The sequence below is a fragment of the Pseudomonas sp. NPDC089428 genome (genome assembly GCF_044749325.1).
Taxonomy (GTDB): Bacteria; Pseudomonadota; Gammaproteobacteria; order Pseudomonadales; family Pseudomonadaceae; genus Aquipseudomonas.
Window position 1 is genome coordinate 22,343 of the sequence record NZ_JBIVHT010000003.1, and the last position, 16,260, is coordinate 38,602.

14 protein-coding genes, 1 tRNA gene and 1 pseudogene are annotated in these 16,260 nt (G+C 59.3%); 7 read left to right on the forward strand and 9 right to left on the reverse strand.

From position 1 onward, the window contains the following. Nucleotides 1-166: 166 nt before the first annotated feature. The 3 genes from ACIPZ5_RS06455 to ACIPZ5_RS06465 all read right to left on the reverse strand — a co-directional run bounded on the left by ACIPZ5_RS06455 (nucleotide 167) and on the right by ACIPZ5_RS06465 (nucleotide 2,483). Nucleotides 167-1,462: an NAD(P)/FAD-dependent oxidoreductase gene (locus ACIPZ5_RS06455; RefSeq protein ID WP_400807348.1), complete on the reverse strand. Its 1,296-nt coding sequence runs from the start codon at nucleotides 1,460-1,462 to the stop codon at nucleotides 167-169. Nucleotides 1,463-1,546: 84 nt separating this feature from the next. Next, a complete protein-coding gene (locus tag ACIPZ5_RS06460) occupies nucleotides 1,547-1,720 on the reverse strand; it encodes a DUF3094 domain-containing protein (protein ID WP_008091951.1) in 174 nt (57 codons plus the stop codon). Nucleotides 1,721-1,853: 133 nt separating this feature from the next. Next, nucleotides 1,854-2,483, reverse strand: a complete 630-nt coding sequence (locus ACIPZ5_RS06465; protein WP_027918232.1) for a DUF1780 domain-containing protein — start codon at nucleotides 2,481-2,483, stop codon at nucleotides 1,854-1,856. 104 nt (nucleotides 2,484-2,587) lie between these two features. Between ACIPZ5_RS06465 and ACIPZ5_RS06470 the strand changes: the two genes are divergently transcribed. Continuing rightward, nucleotides 2,588-3,271, forward strand: a complete 684-nt coding sequence (locus ACIPZ5_RS06470) for an energy-coupling factor ABC transporter permease (protein WP_400807351.1) — start codon at nucleotides 2,588-2,590, stop codon at nucleotides 3,269-3,271. Between the two features lie 137 nt (nucleotides 3,272-3,408). Here the strand turns inward: ACIPZ5_RS06470 and yacG are convergent, their stop codons facing one another. Genes yacG through ACIPZ5_RS06490 form a run of 4 tightly spaced genes read right to left on the reverse strand, consistent with a single transcriptional unit; the run spans nucleotide 3,409 to nucleotide 6,306 of the window. Beyond that, nucleotides 3,409-3,609: a DNA gyrase inhibitor YacG gene (gene yacG, locus ACIPZ5_RS06475; protein ID WP_085674056.1), complete on the reverse strand. Its 201-nt coding sequence runs from the start codon at nucleotides 3,607-3,609 to the stop codon at nucleotides 3,409-3,411. Next, complete coding sequence (gene coaE / locus ACIPZ5_RS06480; protein WP_343595820.1) at nucleotides 3,606-4,229, reverse strand: dephospho-CoA kinase; 624 nt, start codon at nucleotides 4,227-4,229, stop codon at nucleotides 3,606-3,608. Before coaE ends, yacG begins: the two co-directional genes overlap by 4 nt. Next, the gene (locus ACIPZ5_RS06485) at nucleotides 4,229-5,095 is read right to left on the reverse strand and encodes a prepilin peptidase (protein WP_400807355.1); all 867 of its coding nucleotides are present in this window, start codon (nucleotides 5,093-5,095) and stop codon (nucleotides 4,229-4,231) included. Before ACIPZ5_RS06485 ends, coaE begins: the two co-directional genes overlap by 1 nt. 2 nt (nucleotides 5,096-5,097) lie before the next feature. Beyond that, complete coding sequence (locus ACIPZ5_RS06490; protein WP_400807358.1) at nucleotides 5,098-6,306, reverse strand: type II secretion system F family protein; 1,209 nt, start codon at nucleotides 6,304-6,306, stop codon at nucleotides 5,098-5,100. Nucleotides 6,307-6,521: 215 nt separating this feature from the next. Here ACIPZ5_RS06490 and ACIPZ5_RS06495 point away from each other — a divergent pair, with 215 nt between their 5' ends. The 5 genes and pseudogenes from ACIPZ5_RS06495 (at nucleotide 6,522) to ACIPZ5_RS06515 (ending at nucleotide 11,164) form a co-directional block, all read left to right on the forward strand. Next, nucleotides 6,522-6,932, forward strand: coding sequence for a pilin (locus ACIPZ5_RS06495; RefSeq protein ID WP_400807361.1), 411 nt, complete (start codon nucleotides 6,522-6,524; stop codon nucleotides 6,930-6,932). A gap of 70 nt (nucleotides 6,933-7,002) precedes the next feature. Next, nucleotides 7,003-7,078: transfer RNA gene (locus ACIPZ5_RS06500), tRNA-Thr, on the forward strand. Nucleotides 7,079-7,420: 342 nt separating this feature from the next. Beyond that, complete coding sequence (locus ACIPZ5_RS06505) at nucleotides 7,421-8,575, forward strand: Fic family protein (RefSeq protein WP_400807363.1); 1,155 nt, start codon at nucleotides 7,421-7,423, stop codon at nucleotides 8,573-8,575. 1,336 nt (nucleotides 8,576-9,911) lie between these two features. Beyond that, nucleotides 9,912-10,892, forward strand: a pseudogene (locus ACIPZ5_RS06510) (integrase domain-containing protein). Next, nucleotides 10,889-11,164, forward strand: a complete 276-nt coding sequence (locus ACIPZ5_RS06515) for a hypothetical protein (protein ID WP_400807366.1) — start codon at nucleotides 10,889-10,891, stop codon at nucleotides 11,162-11,164. Before ACIPZ5_RS06510 ends, ACIPZ5_RS06515 begins: the two are co-directional and overlap by 4 nt. Nucleotides 11,165-11,428: 264 nt before the next feature. Here ACIPZ5_RS06515 and ACIPZ5_RS06520 read toward each other — a convergent pair whose 3' ends face one another. Further along, nucleotides 11,429-12,067: a hypothetical protein gene (locus tag ACIPZ5_RS06520; protein WP_400807368.1), complete on the reverse strand. Its 639-nt coding sequence runs from the start codon at nucleotides 12,065-12,067 to the stop codon at nucleotides 11,429-11,431. After that, on the reverse strand, nucleotides 12,060-12,932 hold the full coding sequence (locus tag ACIPZ5_RS06525; protein ID WP_400807370.1) for a hypothetical protein: 873 nt from the start codon (nucleotides 12,930-12,932) through the stop codon (nucleotides 12,060-12,062). The genes ACIPZ5_RS06520 and ACIPZ5_RS06525 overlap by 8 nt, the downstream gene beginning before the upstream one ends. Nucleotides 12,933-13,878: 946 nt before the next feature. Between ACIPZ5_RS06525 and ACIPZ5_RS06530 the strand changes: the two genes are divergently transcribed. After that, entirely contained in the window at nucleotides 13,879-16,137 is a 2,259-nt protein-coding gene (locus ACIPZ5_RS06530) for a hypothetical protein (RefSeq protein ID WP_400807372.1), read from the forward strand. Nucleotides 16,138-16,260: the final 123 nt, after the last annotated feature.

Consider the following 16,260-nt stretch of genomic DNA (forward strand, 5'->3'; position numbering starts at 1 on the left):
CCGCAGGTTGCGCGTATCTGACTGCCAAACAGTCACCTCCCTGTGGGAGCGGGCTTGCCCGCGAAGAAGGCGGCGCGGCGCGGTGCATGGCACGGGCTTCGCCCGTGTTCGCGGCGGTTCGGCGCCCCGACAAGCCCGCGCCCACAGCTGAAGCCCTTTGGGCCTGTCAGTGCAGCTTCAGGCGTGGCTCGGTGCCCCGGCCAATCTTGCTACCCAACATCATCAACGCCGTGCGGAAGAACCCGTACAGCGCCATCTGGTGCATGCGGTACAGCGACACGTAGAACATCCGCGCCAGCCAGCCCTCCAGCTTCACGCTGCCCATCAGGTTACCCATCAGGTTGCCCACCGCCGAGAAGCGCGACAGCGACACCAGCGAGCCGTAGTCCTTGTATTCGTAAGTCGGCAGCGCCTTGTTCTCCAGGCGTGCCTTCAGGCTCTGCGCCAGCATCGAGGCTTGCTGGTGCGCGGCCTGGGCCCGTGGCGGCACGTTGCGGTCGCTACCCGGTTGCGGGCAGGCGGCGCAGTCACCGAAGGCGAAGATGTTGTCGTCGCGGGTGGTCTGCAGGGTAGGGCGCACCACCAGCTGGTTGATGCGGTTGGTTTCCAGGCCGTCGATGTCCTTGAGGAAGCCCGGCGCACGGATACCCGCCGCCCACACTTTGAGGCTGGCCTGGATCACTTCACCGTCTTTGGTTTTCAGGCCATCTTCGGTCACTTCACTGACGGCAGCATTGGTCATCACCTTCACCCCGAGTTTTTCCAGGGTCTTGTGCACCGGCACGCTGATGCGCTCCGGCAGCGCAGGCAGCACGCGCGGGCCTGCCTCGATCAGGGTGATGTGCATGTCCTTCGGCTGGATGCGGTCCAGGCCGTAGGCCGCCAGTTCGTGGGCCGCGTGGTGCAGTTCGGCCGCCAGTTCCACACCGGTGGCACCGGCGCCGACAATGGCCACGCTGATCTGCTCGCTGGCCACGTCACCGGCGTGGGCACGCAGGTAGTGGTTCAGCAGCTGCTGGTGGAAGCGCTCGGCCTGCTTGCGGGTGTCGAGGAACAGGCAGTGCTGCGCCGCGCCCAGGGTGCCGAAGTCGTTGGTGTTGGAGCCGACGGCGATCACCAGGGTGTCGTAGCCCAGGGTGCGCGCAGGCAGCAGCTCGCGCCCCTCTTCATCGAGGGTCGCGGCCAGTTGGATCTGCTTGCCTTCACGGTCCAGGCCACTCATGCGCCCCAGCTGGAAGTTGAAGTTGTTCCACTTGGCCTGGGCCACGTAGTTCAGTTCGTCTTCCGAAGAGTTCAGCGAGCCGGCGGCCACTTCGTGCAGCAGGGGTTTCCAGATGTGCGTGAGGTTGGCGTCGACCAGGGTAATCTCGGCCTGCTTGCGCTTGCCCAGGCTTTTACCCAGGCGGGTCGCCAGTTCCAGGCCGCCGGCGCCGCCGCCGACAATCACGATGCGATGAGTCATGGGGATATCTCATAAGGTTTACGGAATTCGTGGCCCCAGGGGCCGGCCGCAAACTGCGCGAGGGGAGGGCGAGCGCGAAGCAGCTCATAGCACCAGTCCACTCAGCAGGCGGCTGATGAGACCCAACCCGATGGTCACGGCCAGTACCAGCACAAGGAGCAGCCAGGGCCGGAAAGGCCGGCGCTCGACTTGGTGCTGGGGGGCTCGCAGATACTCATCGACACGACGCTGATCTTCCGGGTTCAGGCGGCTGGTCATGGTGGGCCTCGTCAGGTAGACGTTTGTGACTGCAGGAACGCCACAGCGTTCATGCAAGCGCATTCAAACAAATGATAATGCTTTCTATCCCTGGCGCCGAGTCTACGCCATCGCAAAGACTCTCGGCAGTGGATCAAAGACTGATGCCCACGTCGAAGACGATGCTGCGCCCCAGGTTACCGCGCAGAAAGTCCGGCGCATCGGGGTGGGCGAACAGCACCCGGGCGAAGGTCGGCCCCACCAGCGACAGCGAGCGCCAGCCCTGGCGCAGGTATTCGGTGGGCGGCGGGAAATGGGTGTTGAGGTCGAGCACTTCGCGCTTGAGGCTGGCAAAGGCGATGATGTCCAGCTCACTCAGGTCCAGCCCGCGCTCGCGGTAGTTGTGCGCCTTCTTGCGCAGGGTCGGCGCCAGGCGCCCGAGCAGCTCGGCGGCGGCGATGCGCCGCGGGCGGGCTTCGCGGCGCACCAGCTGGGCCAGGGAAAAGGCACTGCGCCGGCGCTGCAGCTCTTCACGCCACTCGTCGTTCAGGCGGCGGCCTTCGTCGAGTACGAAAAACACTTCAAAGGCTGCATCGCGGAACAGCACATCCGGGGGCTCCTGGCCGGCCGGGGTGAAGTCCTCGCTGCGGTAAGGGATGTTCAGCCCTTGCAACAGGCGCTGGCACACCCACCGCTCCCGCTCCCACTTGCGGGCGTTGGAGAGAAAGGCATTGGCTTGTTCGGCCTGGATGGTAAGCAGGCGCAGGTAATCTGAGTCATCCATGGGAACAAGCTTAGTCGGCAATTGTGAACGTAAGGCCCTGTTTGACCGTGGGAATCGGCATCAGGGTGTAGACTCGGGCTATCCGTGCCAGGAGCGATTTGCCAGTGATCAGCGCCCACGTCCTGTCCTCTGCCAGCCTGACCGTCGGTTGGTTGGGCTACATCCCGTTGTTGATCTGGGCTGCATCGCGTACGCGGTGGGTAGAGTTGTGCACCGACCGGCGCCGCCAGCACCTGCTGTTTGGCACGGTGTTCTGCCTGTTTGCCCTGTGGCTGGTCAGGCGCGATTTCGATACCGGCGTGTCCTACCACTTCATCGGCATGACGGCGGTGACCTTGTTGCTGGACTGGCCGCTGGCGATTCTGGGTGGTTTCCTCGCGCAACTCGGCTTGCTGGCGCTGGGCCGGCAGGATCTTGCGGCGCTCGGGGTCAACGGGTTGTTGCTGGTGGGGTTGCCCGTGCTGATCACCGAAGTGTGCGCGATCCTGGTCGAACGGGCGCAGCCGCGAAACCTGTTCGTTTATATCTTCTGTTCGGGTTTTTTCCCTGCGGCGCTGACGGTTCTGATTTGCGTGCCGGTGGCGTTGGGGGTGCTGTGGCTGGATGGGCGCTTTGCGATGCCGGAGTGGCTCAGTGACTTTATCGGCTACCTGTGGCTGATGATGTTCCCGGAGGCGTTCATCAACGGCATGGTGATCAGTGCCCTGGTGGTGTTTTGCCCGGAGTGGCTGGAAACCTTCAATCGCACCCGGTATCTGCAGGCGCCGTGGAAGGATGATGAGCGCTGATAATGGTATCGACTGTGCCGGCCTCTTCGCGGGTAAACCCGCTCCCACAGGGATTTCACCGCTTTCAGATCCTGTGAAGGGCCTGTGGGAGCGGGTTTACCCGCGAAAGGGCCGGCGCAGGCAGCCGAAGAGTCCGCTCAGTGCCGCGGCTCCAGCTCCCCCGAGAACAGCTCATCTTCGGCATCCGGCGCCACCGGAATCTTGTGCTCCTCGGCCGCCCAGGCGCCCAAGTCAATCAGCTTGCAGCGGTCGGAACAGAACGGCCGGAACGCGTTCTTCTCGTTCCATTCCACAGGTGCGCCACAGGTCGGGCAATCGACGGTCAATGGCTGGCTCATGGCTGGCCTCCTCGTAAAGTCAGGTAAAAGTGGTGCAGGCGGTCAATCTGCTTGTGCAGTGCGGCCAGGTCGCCGTCATTGACCAGCACATCGTCGGCATGGCCCAGGCGCTCTTCACGGGCCAGCTGGGCCTTGAGAATGGCCTGCACCTGCTCGGCGCTGGTGTTGTCACGCGCCAGTGTACGCGCCACCTGCAGCTCCTGCGGCACATCGATGACCAGCACCCGCTGGACCTTCTGGTGCTGGCCCGACTCGATCAGCAACGGCGACACGTACACCGCATAGGGGGACTCGGCCTTGGCCAGGTAACTGAAGATCTCCTGCCCGATCAACGGGTGCAGCAGTTGCTCCAGCCACTTGCGCTGAGCCGGGTCGGCGAAGATCAGCTGGCGCAAGGCCGCACGATCAAGCTGGCCATCGTCCAGCAGCACGCCGGGGCCGAAGCGTTCGACGATGCTGGCCAGCGCCGGCCGGCCGGGCTCGACCACCCAGCGCGCCGCCTGGTCGGCATCGACCAGGTGCACGCCAAGTTCGACGAAGCGCTCGGCGGCGGCGCTCTTGCCGCTGCCGATGCCGCCGGTCAGCCCGAGAATCCAGGGGGTGAAGGCCTTGGTGGTCATCACATTCCAAATAGTTGCAGGTAGAAGGCGTACATTTCATCACCCCAGAGCACAGCAATCCACCCCGCAATGGCCAGATAAGGGCCAAAGGGTATGGCAGTGCCGACGGATTGCCTGCGCACACGCAGCAGGCACAGGCCCGCTACCACACCGATCACCGACGACAGCATCAAGGTGAGCGGCAATACCTGCCAGCCACCCCAGGCGCCGATCAGCGCCAGCAGCTTGAAGTCGCCATAGCCCATGCCTTCCTTGCCGGTGATCAGCTTGAACACCCAGTACACCAGCCACAGGCTCAGGTACCCGGCCACCGCGCCCCACAGCGCATCGGGCAGTGGCACCACCGTGTCGAAGGCATTGACGATCAAGCCAAGCCATAGCGTCGGCAGCACCAGCACATCGGGCAATATCTGTTGGTCATGGTCGATCAGGCTCAGTGCCAGCAGGCTCCAGGTCAGCAACATCAGGGCCAAGGCCCCGATGCCAGCACCGGAATGCCAGGCCACCGCCATCGACAACAGTGCACAGACCACCTCGACCAGTGGATAACGCACACTGATCGGTTGCTTGCATGCCGAACAGCGCCCGCGCAATGCCAGGTAGCTCAGCACGGGGATGTTCTCCCAGGCGCGGATCGCGTGGTGGCAATGCGGGCAGTGGGAGGCGGGGAGGGACAGATTGAAGCGCTCGTGCTCGGTGGTCGGCAGGCCCAGCACTTCCTGCGCCTCGCGCTGCCACTGGCGCTCGAGCATGATCGGCAGGCGATGCACCACCACGTTGAGGAAGCTGCCCACCAGCAGGCCGAGCACGGTCGCCAGGGTGATGAAGTACGCCGGCTGTTCGGCCAGCAAAGTCCAGAAAGTCATGTTCAGATCAAGCTACCCAGCTGGAAGATCGGCAGGTACATCGCCACCACCAGGCCACCGACCAGCAGGCCCAGGATCAGTACGATGGCCGGCTCCAGCAGGCTGGTCAATTGGTCCAGTGTCTGGCTGACCTGTTCCTCGTAATGGCTGGCAGACTTCGCCAGCATCTGGTCCAGCGTGCCGCTGGATTCACCAATGGCGGTGAGTTGGACCAATAATGGCGGGAACAGCGGTTCATTGGCCATCGCCTGATTCAGCGCCTGCCCGTTGGCCATGCCCTGGCGCAAGCGCTGCACCGCCTGTTCATGCAGCTCGTTGCCGCAGGCCTTGGCCACGGTGACCAGCGCATCCAGCAGCGGGACCCCGGCAGCATAGGACGTGGCCAGGGTACGGGCAAAGCGCGCCAGGGCCGCCTGGCTCAACAACCTGCCGAATACAGGAAGGCGCAAGGCTTGTGCAGTTATCCACAGGCGCGCTGGCGCATACTTCAGGTACAGCCGGGTAACGGCGAAGCCCAGGCCCAGCGCGGTTATCAACAGTAGCGGCGCATAGCGCCCCAGCCCTGTGGACAAGTTGATCACCCACTGTGTGAAGGCTGGTAACGCCGCATCGAAACCGGCAAACAGGCTTTCGAAGCGCGGAATCACCTCCAGCAACAACACCGCCGAAACTCCCAACCCGGTCAGCAACAGCAGCACCGGATAGAGCATCGCCTTGCGCACCCTTTTAAGTAGCACCTGCCGCTGCTCCAGCATCCCCGCCAATTGCTCCAGCTGCCGATCGAGCGTGCCGGATTGCTCGCCCACGCGAATCAGGTTGCAGTACAACCCATCGAACCACGCCGGATGGCGTTGCAGCGCATCCGCCAGCCCCAGGCCCGAGGCCACATCCCGTTTCAATTTATCCAGCAAGGCTGCCTGCCCCGCACTGCAGCCACTGCGGCCCATCACCTCGAAGGCCTGCAACAGCGGCACCCCGGCCTTGAGCAAGGTCGCCAGCTGCCGGCTGAAACCCGCCGGGTCGGCCTTTTCCCGAGCCTTCGGCAGCCGCCATTCAAACCCGCCGGCCGCCCGCAGGCTGACCACGCGAATGCCCTGGCGCTGCAGGCCGGCCCGTGCATAAGCCGCGCTGCGCCCGCTGACCTGGCCGCTGACAGTAGCGCCACTGGCATCGGTGCCGCGCCACGCATAGAGCTGTGTCGATGAGTTCATGCAAAGGTCCTTTTCTGCCCGTGCGACAAGCCTGGAAACAGCTTGCCGCGTCCCTGAGCGGGCGTGCGTCCGTGATGCTCACTAGAGTAGTTCAGCGAAGATGACGCCCTGGCGGGCAGGGGTGACAAAAGGTGTCTGTTCAGGCCTACTGCGCCGCTGCCAGCTGGGGGCGAGCCTGACCTCCACGAGTACACGTATCAAAAAGGAAATCGTTCATGAAAGGGCAACGCGGTATCACCCTGATCGAACTGATGATCGTCGTCGCGATCATCGGCATTCTGGCGACCATCGCCATCCCGATGTACACCAACCACCAGTCCCGCACCAAGGCTGCCGCGGGGTTGCTGGAGATCAGCGCGCTGAAGACGGCGATGGAGCTGCGGTTGAATGAAGGCAAGGATGTGAACAACGTGGCCGAGCTGGGCGGCCAGCCGGCGACGGCGAACTGTGCGATTGCGGTGAGCAGCAAGGCGGCTGACGGGATTGGCACGATTGCATGCGCCCTGGTTGATGTGCCGGCCAATGTGGTTGGCAAGAGCCTTGCCCTGACGCGCTCGCCAACTGGCTGGACCTGCACGACCGATATCGATGAAGACCTCGCGCCGAAGGGTTGCAAAGCGCCCTGAGGGGAGGGGAATAAGGCCGGGGAAACAGGGGTTTACGCGGCAGGTGCGGCAGTGGTACGTTGCGCTACACGCCGGTGTAGCTCAGTCGGTAGAGCAGCGCACTCGTAACGCGAAGGTCGCAGGTTCGATTCCTGTCTCCGGCACCATTCAAATGACCTGATTGCAATCCCCCGCAATCAGGCTTCAAGCAATACACACCCCGCACTCCCAGAATATCGCAGCCCCCCAGCACTACTCGGTCCCCACTGTGGGAGCTGCGCTTGCCGGCGATGGGCTGCGAAGCAGCCCCAATTCCACAGACTGACAGGCCCCCACACCCTGTCACGCTCAGCTCTGTCCTATTCGACTTATCGATGTGCCCTTTTCAACTTAAGGTTGCGCGGCATTCGAGATAATGCTTTTCTTCGATAAGGCTAGAGCCCAATGATTACGGGCTACTAATCAAAAAATTAGAGATAATCTGACCGCCGCTTAGAGATAATTCCCAGATGCCGCAGTTTTCTCACCACGATCTCCAGCTGTTGAACCCGTCCTTCGACTCGCCCTTGGTCGACGTGCTGAGCGAGCTTGAATTCCTGCGCCGGCTAAGGCTGGAAGGCGATACCCCGGCACCGGTTTTCTTCCAGCTCAAGGATATCTTCCATACCCTGGAGAGCTTGGGGTCTGCCCGAATCGAGGGTAATCACACCACCCTGGCGGACTACATCGACAGCAAGGTCGAAGGCACAGCCGAAAGTACCGATCAGTTGCTGGAGGTTGCCAACATCGAGAAGGCGATGGATTACATCGAACAGGTGATGCAACCCGGTGTGGACCTGACCGAGCACATGATCCGCGAGCTGCACGCCATGACCGTGGTCGGTCTGCGGCGCGAAGGCGACCGCACACCGGGAGCCTACCGTGAAGGGCCGGTGCGAATTTCGCAGTCGGATCACCTTCCGCCCGAGGGGCTGCTGGTGCCCCAGTACATGCAGGAGCTGGTCAGTTTCATCAACCGCGATGATTCGCCTAAGTACGCATTGATGAAGGTTGCCCTGGCGCACCATCGCTTCGGCTGGATTCACCCATTCGGCAATGGCAACGGGCGAGTGGTGAGACTGCTCACGTACGCGCTGTTGATGAAGTACGGCTTCAACGTGAATGTGGGCGGCAGGGTGCTGAACCCCACTGCCGTGTTCTGCAATGACCGCGAGAAGTATTACTCGATGTTGGGGATGGCCGACACCGGCACTGCGGCCGGGCTGGAGGCATGGTGCGTTTATGTGCTCGAGGGCATTCGGGATGAGCTGGAAAAGGTCGATAGGCTCACCCAGTATGGCTACCTGACAAAATCGATCTTGTCCCCTGCCGTGAGCTATGCGCGCAGCCGGGAATGGATCACCGCAGTCGAAGAGCAGATCCTGGACTGTGCGATAAGCATGAAAGTGGTGAAGTCTGGCGACATAGCTCAGGCGGTTCCCAAGCTCACTGCGGGCCAGCGGACCTACCAGATCAAGAACCTGGTAGAGCAGGGGATGCTGGTACCGGTTAGCCCGGGCTCCAGGCAGTATACGATCGGCTTCTCGAACAATTATTTGATACGGGGTGTGATCAAAGCGTTGAGAGGGCAAGGTTTCATTCCAGAGCCACTCGATAAACCTTGAGATGTGCCACCCGCTTCTATCCCCAGGGCAATCAGGTCACCCGCAGAAACATTCTGCCGAAGCGGATGGTTTGACCCTTCAAGGCAAATCTCCGAGGATGAACCCCGAGGACTGCAATTGCGCGTTTTCGGGCATGGCTTGCCAGTAATCGGCCCCCCGAATTTGGCAGCAGTGAAGCTGGCGCTCACTGACATAGGGACAGTCGATAGGCCCCACCATACGGCCGATGATTCGACTGGGTTCTGACCTGATGGATCGTTAATCCGGAAACTAAAGAATCGCTGCGACTACAGCCTCAGTAACATCCGAAGGCGACCCCGAAAAGGTCGCCATTTCTTTTGCCCATTTGATCATGGTTTCGCCGACTGAGTGGCCTCGTGGAGCCGGTTGAGGCGCCCATTTCGCCACCGCGTTACGCGATTCAGTCAATTTCCAGAGGCTGGCCAATGCCGCTGATAGCAACTTCCTTGAACAATTTCTAAAGGCCCGCACGACCTCCGTGGGAGATCACCCAGCCCTTTAGGCTGCGCTGTCGCGTGGAGAACAAAGCCTCAGCAAGCGCCGCTTTACCCTGTAGGAGCGGGCGTGCCCGCGAACACGGGCGCAGCCCGTGCCATCAAACGCATTTTTCAGCCCAAGGGTACTCTCGGTCAGGCAGACGCTGTCGTTGAATAGCACCCTTGTGGCCCGAGTCTTCAAGGTCACGCCGCTCTTGCAGTGGTTCTCTCCCCAAATGGCGATTCGCGTCCGGTAGCTCACCCGGTCACCTCCACGGTGATGGATGCCTACTTCAGATCATGGCCCTTGTGCGCCAGATAGCACCTCTTACTTCGCTGCCCTGCAGCAACCTATCCGCTTGGCCAACTATTGCGCCAACCTGCGCCCGTCTCTTTTTCCAGAAAAGAGACGGGCGCTTCTAGCACTGCTGCAGCGCTCATCGCTGTTGGCTTTGCGGCAACTCCTCTCATGACAATCGGCGTGACAAACGCCGATGTCACCAGCAACAGCGCTGTAGATGATGGTGCCGCAGGCCAAGGAATGGACTGCACTTGACTGACAGTCAGGCATGCCCCGGTCATCGCATCGCAGTGTTCACCCGACTCAAGATCTCCAGGCGCTGGTCTCGTTAGCCAGTGCTGCCTCCACCCGCCCACCGGTAACGGTGCTCAGGAGGCCAGATCATGAGATGCCCTTGCTCCCGGACGTAAGGAGTCGCCAGTCCCGCGTAGAGGACATTCCCCACAGGTCGCAGGGGCCTTGATCCCTGATAACACTCAGCATTCTTGGCGGGATGACGTGGGGCGAGGAGCGGAGAGCGAACGATGAGGTGACCGATATGGCATTGGTGGGTAGACGCAATGGCCGCAATTTCGGCTACGGCAGGCAATTGAGTTACGCAGGACCGCAGGCTCTGAAAGACATGTTCGGCGGTGGCCACTACGGCACGGTTAAGGCGCACAGTGATCGGTGGCAAGCATTCGCGAAGTGGTGCCGCTCCGAAAAAGGGCCAGGTATCAATGATGCGAGGCGGATTGATCGGAAAGTGTTGGCCGACTACGCGGCATATCTGCGCGACGTGGTTGGGCGCGGTGACCTCGCCGTCAGCACTGCACAAAATCGGCTATCCAGCGCTAACAGGACCATGGCAGCGCTTCGCGGTGATCAGTGCGTGAAATTTCTCAGCCCGAGCAAGGCATTGGGTATGCAGCGCACCGGGGTTCGACAATCAGTGCCGCAAGGCCAGGATCGCGAGCAAGTTAAGCAGATCGTTGATGCGCTTTGTAGTCGTGATCAGCTTCGAGCCGCCGCGATTGCTCTGTTGGCACGAGCTACCGGCATGCGCTTACGTGAGGCTATCTTGGCTGATCTGCCAAGGCTAAGTCGTGAGGCTGAAGTCTTCGACAAGATCAATATCCAAGACGGCACGAAAGGTGGCCGCGCCGGCGCCTCAGCACCACGTTGGATTGCGGTGGATGACTATGTGCGTGATGCCCTTATATTGGCGGAGTAGGCGTCGCCGGCCGGTAGCCGCAATCTGATTGCTCCGAACGAAAATTATCTGATCGTTCTGCACGAAGTCGTCCGACCTGCGCGGGACATTCTCCATACCCACAACCTCAAAGGATTTCATGAGCTACGAGCGGCGTTCGCATGTGAACGCTATGAGCAGATCACCCAGCACCGCTCGCCTATCAACAGCGGTGACTGTCGCCAGATGGATTGGTGCCTTGATCGTGAGGCCCGAAGGCAAATCAGCTACGAGCTTGGGCACGGTCGGATCGACGTGGTCGCGGCTTACATTGGAGGACGGACATGAGCAAGCCATTCGATATGGAGTTGTTCTTGGGTGGCGTGCTAACCGGGTCGCATGCCACGCGGCAACGCCATGTGCGGCAGGCGACGCTTATCCAAGCTGAAATTGCAGAGCGCTGGCAGCGAGAGACACCTTGGGCCTGGCAGAGAAAGCATTTGGTTTGGTTTCTTGAGTATCGCCTAGATAGACGCAGCGATATGACGCGGTATTACTATTTTCTAACCGTGCGGCTGCTCGCTCGTCGTTTACAAAAAACATGGGTGTTCAGCCTCTGAGCGAGGATCTGATTTTGATGGTCACGTCTGAAAGCAATCGATGCACAGCTACTATTCGTGGAGGTCAACTAAGGACTCTCCTAACCAGTCCGCAGATGTGCTGAAACACACCTGACCACCTGATCCGAGCTGCCAATGAACCAGATGAGCCAGATGACCAACTTCGTCGCGAGTATCTGACTGGAAGCCTCGTGTGCAGCACGCCATTAACGGCTTCAAATACGAGCCCAGTGATCAGCCCCACGCCGAAGGACCAAGGTCTGTCTAGAGGTAGTCGAGGAAGATTGATCCATCGTGCTCGGTGCGCACAAAGGAAATGTCTTCGGGGTATCCGTCGACGCCCATCAGCTTGATCACACCGTCCTCATGCTCGTGCATGCACACCAGGGTGCACGTAGCGACGTCCGGTGCGACGACAGCCTCATGGAGGGTGTAGCGCTCGATGCGGTAAGTATCACCAATTTGAAGGCAGCGTCGCTCCGTTTCAGTCACCGTTTCTCGTACGCGTGTTCTACGCAGGGTGTTCGCCGTTTTCCTGTCGTAACGATTCCCCTCGTAGTTCACCTCATACACCGGATGACCTGTAGCTGAACCATCGGTAACTGGCGTGCTGACGTACTGAATGTTCGTCAAGGTGCCGGCCAGAATACGGCTGCTTACGTGCGTGTCGTGCAGGTGGATGCGCGCAGGCATTCCACTTATCTGGCGTTCGCCGTCTGGCCAGAGGTGCAGGCGCCATTGTTCATCGTCCGTGCGGTTGAGCAGCATGACGTAGAAACCATGGGGATGCTTGAGGCATCGGGGCTTTTTCACAGTGATCCAGGCTCGCAACGCTTCCTTTATGGACGGTGTCGAGGTGTTGCCGAAGTGCTCCAGGTTCAGGAAGGGCAGCGCATCAAGCATACGGGGAGCTCCCGCCTACCGCGTTTTCGGCTGCCGTGATCACCTCCCCAGGAAGCGTACCGAGTCCGAACATCATCTGCAGCACCTCGGTGTGCGCCGCATTGAGCGGAATCTGAACCTGCGACGCTTCATTGCGGATCAGCCCGAGCTCATGGGCGTAGGCCGCGTAGTCGCGGTGAGAGCGGTGGTACCGGTAGGCGAAGTCTTTCGGATCCTCCCGCGTGATGATCAGCTCCTGGGACGAGCCTTCGATTCGGAAGGTGGACAAGCGCTTGCTCAGGTACAGATGCACATCGAGTAGCAGCGGGTACTCGATGTGCGCGCGTGCGATAGCCAGGATGGTTGCCAGAACTTCTGACTGAACGTATTTGACGTCCCATAGGTGGCTGTCGAACGTGGCGCTTTGCCGAAACCTCGCATATTGCTCACAGAGGGTCGTGTCCCTGAAGTCCAGCAGGATCACATCAAGGCGAATCGGCTGCCGATGCTTTTTAGCCTGATCGAGCAGTCGAGGGAGTGTGTCGGCGCGAAAGTGTCGACCGGTTCGTACGTTGATCTGGTAGTCGGTGGAGTCGGCCACGATCCGCTCCAGGTTCTGCGTAATGTCCTGAGGCAAAACGACAGCAGCTTTCTGCACCTCGTTAGGGTCGACAAAAAACGAGATGTACAGCGTCGAGATGATGGCAAATGCACCACTGGCGACGACCGAGGTTAGAAAGCTGTTGAAGGCAACCAGCGAAGGCGTTTGCTGTGGGATGTTCGCAATCCACAGGATGGCCAGGAAGCACAGCAGCAGCAGGCCACCGGTGGCAAGCAGAAAGCTTCTGCGCTGATAGGCAGAGCTGAAAATCCCTGATAGAGACACGCTTTACTCCTTCCGACATCCAATTTCGACGGCGGATTTTGCGTGGCGTGATAGCGTAATGCAACCACGCGTGGTCAGATGAGCGATCCGTTGGCTTCATCGTGATGAATCCGCAATGCAAATCTGAAGGCTTGAGCTAGGCTCACACCGAAGCAATTTGGGTGAGGAGCGAAGCGGTTTGAAGACCCAATCGGTGCTTGATTCGCTGTTTGTAAAAGCATTCGCAATCGTGTGACATGTCACAAAGCCCTATGGATTTGGATGATTCCGTTATGCCATACTGAATTCAGAGCCAGTTCTTAGCCTGGTCGATCCCGCGAAAAGCGGCTGCGTAGGCAGCGCAGAATCAAGATCGAAATGAATTCGCTAAGGCAGAAGCGTACAGCGTCTGCGACCCGCATCAGTGCAGCAAGGACACCTGGCAGGGCATTAGGGTGTTCGGTTGGATGAACATTTGAACAAGCGTTTTGTCGAAGTGTGAAGGATGCCGTCCGTCGGGCACCTGCGAGGGGTACTGACGTTGATCCTGGTGGATTCGTATAATCCGCCGCCTTCGCGAATCGTCACCGGTAGCGCATGCTTTGGCACCGTGAGCGTCCAAACCAGTAAGACCGCTAGTCAGTAAGACCGCACCAGCTGTGCAGTAAGACCATACCGTACCAGACACGTACCGTAGTAAGACCGCGACCACTAGGAATGTGGGAAAGAGGGAAAGAAAAATGAGCGTTGAGCTTTTGTATGAGAAGGCCAGGAAACACATGGGCGCTACGGAAGAGGAGCGTCTACGAAAGGCGCGAGCCCGTACCTTCGTGATGACCAGGATCCTTGCCAAACAGGCCAAAGCCCAAGCCGTGACTGATGAGATGCTTGCTCGTACCTGCAGCCTCTGATTTTTTTCTGACCTAAAAGCAGCCCTTCGTGGCTGCTTTTTTTTGCGCATAGAACAATGACTCCATACCTCGTTACGGAATTTCAGGCCGAAACGCTGAGCGCCCTGATTCGCGAATGCTTTGGCTACGAATACCTGCAGATCTTTGACAAAGAGCAGGTCAAGTACCTCTACAATTACCTCTGCCACATCGGCGCCAAGTCGATTCTGCTTGAGCCTCGGTACACCGATCGCGACTTCCTAGAAGACTATTCGCGCTACTACCTAAAGCGTTTCCGTAACGATGGTCAGATTTGTGGGCGGCTACATTTCTTCGGCTGCAAGCTCGACCATAAGTCGCTTGATCGCATGATGATCGACAGCGCTCGCCAAGACCTATCCCGTGCTTCGCTGCAAGACAATTACCTTGGCTTTGTCGTGATAAAGCCACTCGAAAAGACCTTCATTGGGAAGACATGCCTACGCATCGCCGGTGATCACGGCACCGGGCCAGGTACCAAGAAGAAAATTGCCAAGCGCTATGACGTCAATCTGTTTGGCATCAAGCTGCATGTGAATTCGATTGCCTTCCAAGAGCAGGACAAGGTAGTCGCCGCCTGCGCGACTACTGCGATCTGGGCTGCTCTGCACGCCCTTCCAGGGCGCGATGTAAAATCTGTCCCATCGTGCAGTGAGATCACCACCGCTGCACTCAATTTTGTGGATGGCTCACACAACGGATTCCCGAACAAGCATCTCACGCACAAACAGATCCAGCGTTCGCTCGACGTTCAGGGGCTTCGTTATCACTCCACCACACTCACGACTGAAAACCAGGGCTGGTTCCACAGCTACGCCTCTTCCCATATCGACAGTGACTTGCCGATCATCCTGGCAGGCGTTGTTTACGGGCCGGAAAGCACCTCCGCTGCAGACAAGGAAATGAAAGAAGCTGAGGCTCTGGAGGTATTGGGAGAATTCGATGAGCTTGACGAAGCTGAGCGCGAAGAACTGAAGCTCGAAATGACGACTTCCACTGGCCAACCGATGTGCCTGAAAGGTGGCCATGCGGTAACGCTGGTGGGATACGACTTCCGAGATGATAAAGAATGGCTCTACGTTCACGACGATCGTCTAGGCCCTTACGCACGGGCGAAAATTGTGCCTGCGCAAGCATTCATCCAAGCTCAAGAAGACATTGGATCTGTAGCCTCCAACGAGGTAAGGGCGCTGCTCCACGACCGCTGGGCTTTGGAGTTTAGTCAGTGGAGTGAAAAAGCCCAAGACTGGCTGCCCCCCCACGAAATCCTTGTGCCCGACCTCGGCATCGTTCCAGCTGACAAGAAAGCCCGCCTCGATTTCAAGTATGCGTACGGGACTGCAGAAACCATTCTGAGCCATCTGGAACGTTGGATGGAGGGCATTTGCAAGAACTCCACGCTCAAGCCTGAAAAGTGCTCGCACTCGATCAAACTCGCGTCCATTTCGCAGATTCGCGATGAGATTACCGGGCGACCCATTGGCTACGTCGAAGGGGATACGCTTGATGCCGGCGCCGAGACCCCTGTTGCAACCCCCGAAGCCATCGAGCGCTGGAACGCTCACAAGTTGAGCGTCCTCACCACCCCAATGGCTCGTCTCCAGTGGAGCATCGACCTGTACTGGGGGGAGCGAAAGGTGTTGAAGGTGTTGCTCGATGCTACGGATACGCCTTTGGGGGATGCTGTATCAGCGATTTATGAACACGACTTGTTGTTCGGTGCTCTGTTCCTCAGATGGTTCAGGGATCAGAAGGCGAACGCTCAGTACGTCGATGTTGAGCACTTCTACAGCTCATTCTTGAAGGTGTTGGCCAAGCAAGACCAAGATTACGCAAATTACTTGAACACGACCTACGGCAAGTTACGTGCTCCGAAGCGGCTTGAAAAAAGCGAAATCACCGCTGAGGGGAAAGGGGCCAACCATACCGCGATCGAGCGATTCGACCCGCTGGCTAAGGAACGAACCTTGGTGCGGGAGTTCTCTCAGGTCGTCAAAAATCCAAAGACGAAAAACCTGATATGGGCGATCGGGAAAGACGGTAGCTTATTCGTTGCTGAGGATCTGAAAGATCCAAAACGCGGTCACCCGAGCATGACGGGATTACAGGCCGCCCGGATTGCCGGGGAGATGTGGTGGCGGCCAAAAGGTAAGAAGAAGGGTTTTTGGGGTGTGAATTACTGCTCGGGCCGCTACAGCTTTGACTACATCAATCCTCAACCTTTCTTGGCCAACGCGATCATCAAGATCGCTTCCTTCTTCCCAGAAGACAGGTTCGTGGAAGAGAAGATTCGCTGAGCGCTCATAGGCGCTCACCAAGGCGCCTCACGAGACCGGCCCAAGCACTCTATTGACATCATCGTCACTTTTGACGATGATGTGTGCATGAGATATCCAGGCGGGAAAGGCAAGTGCTACCAG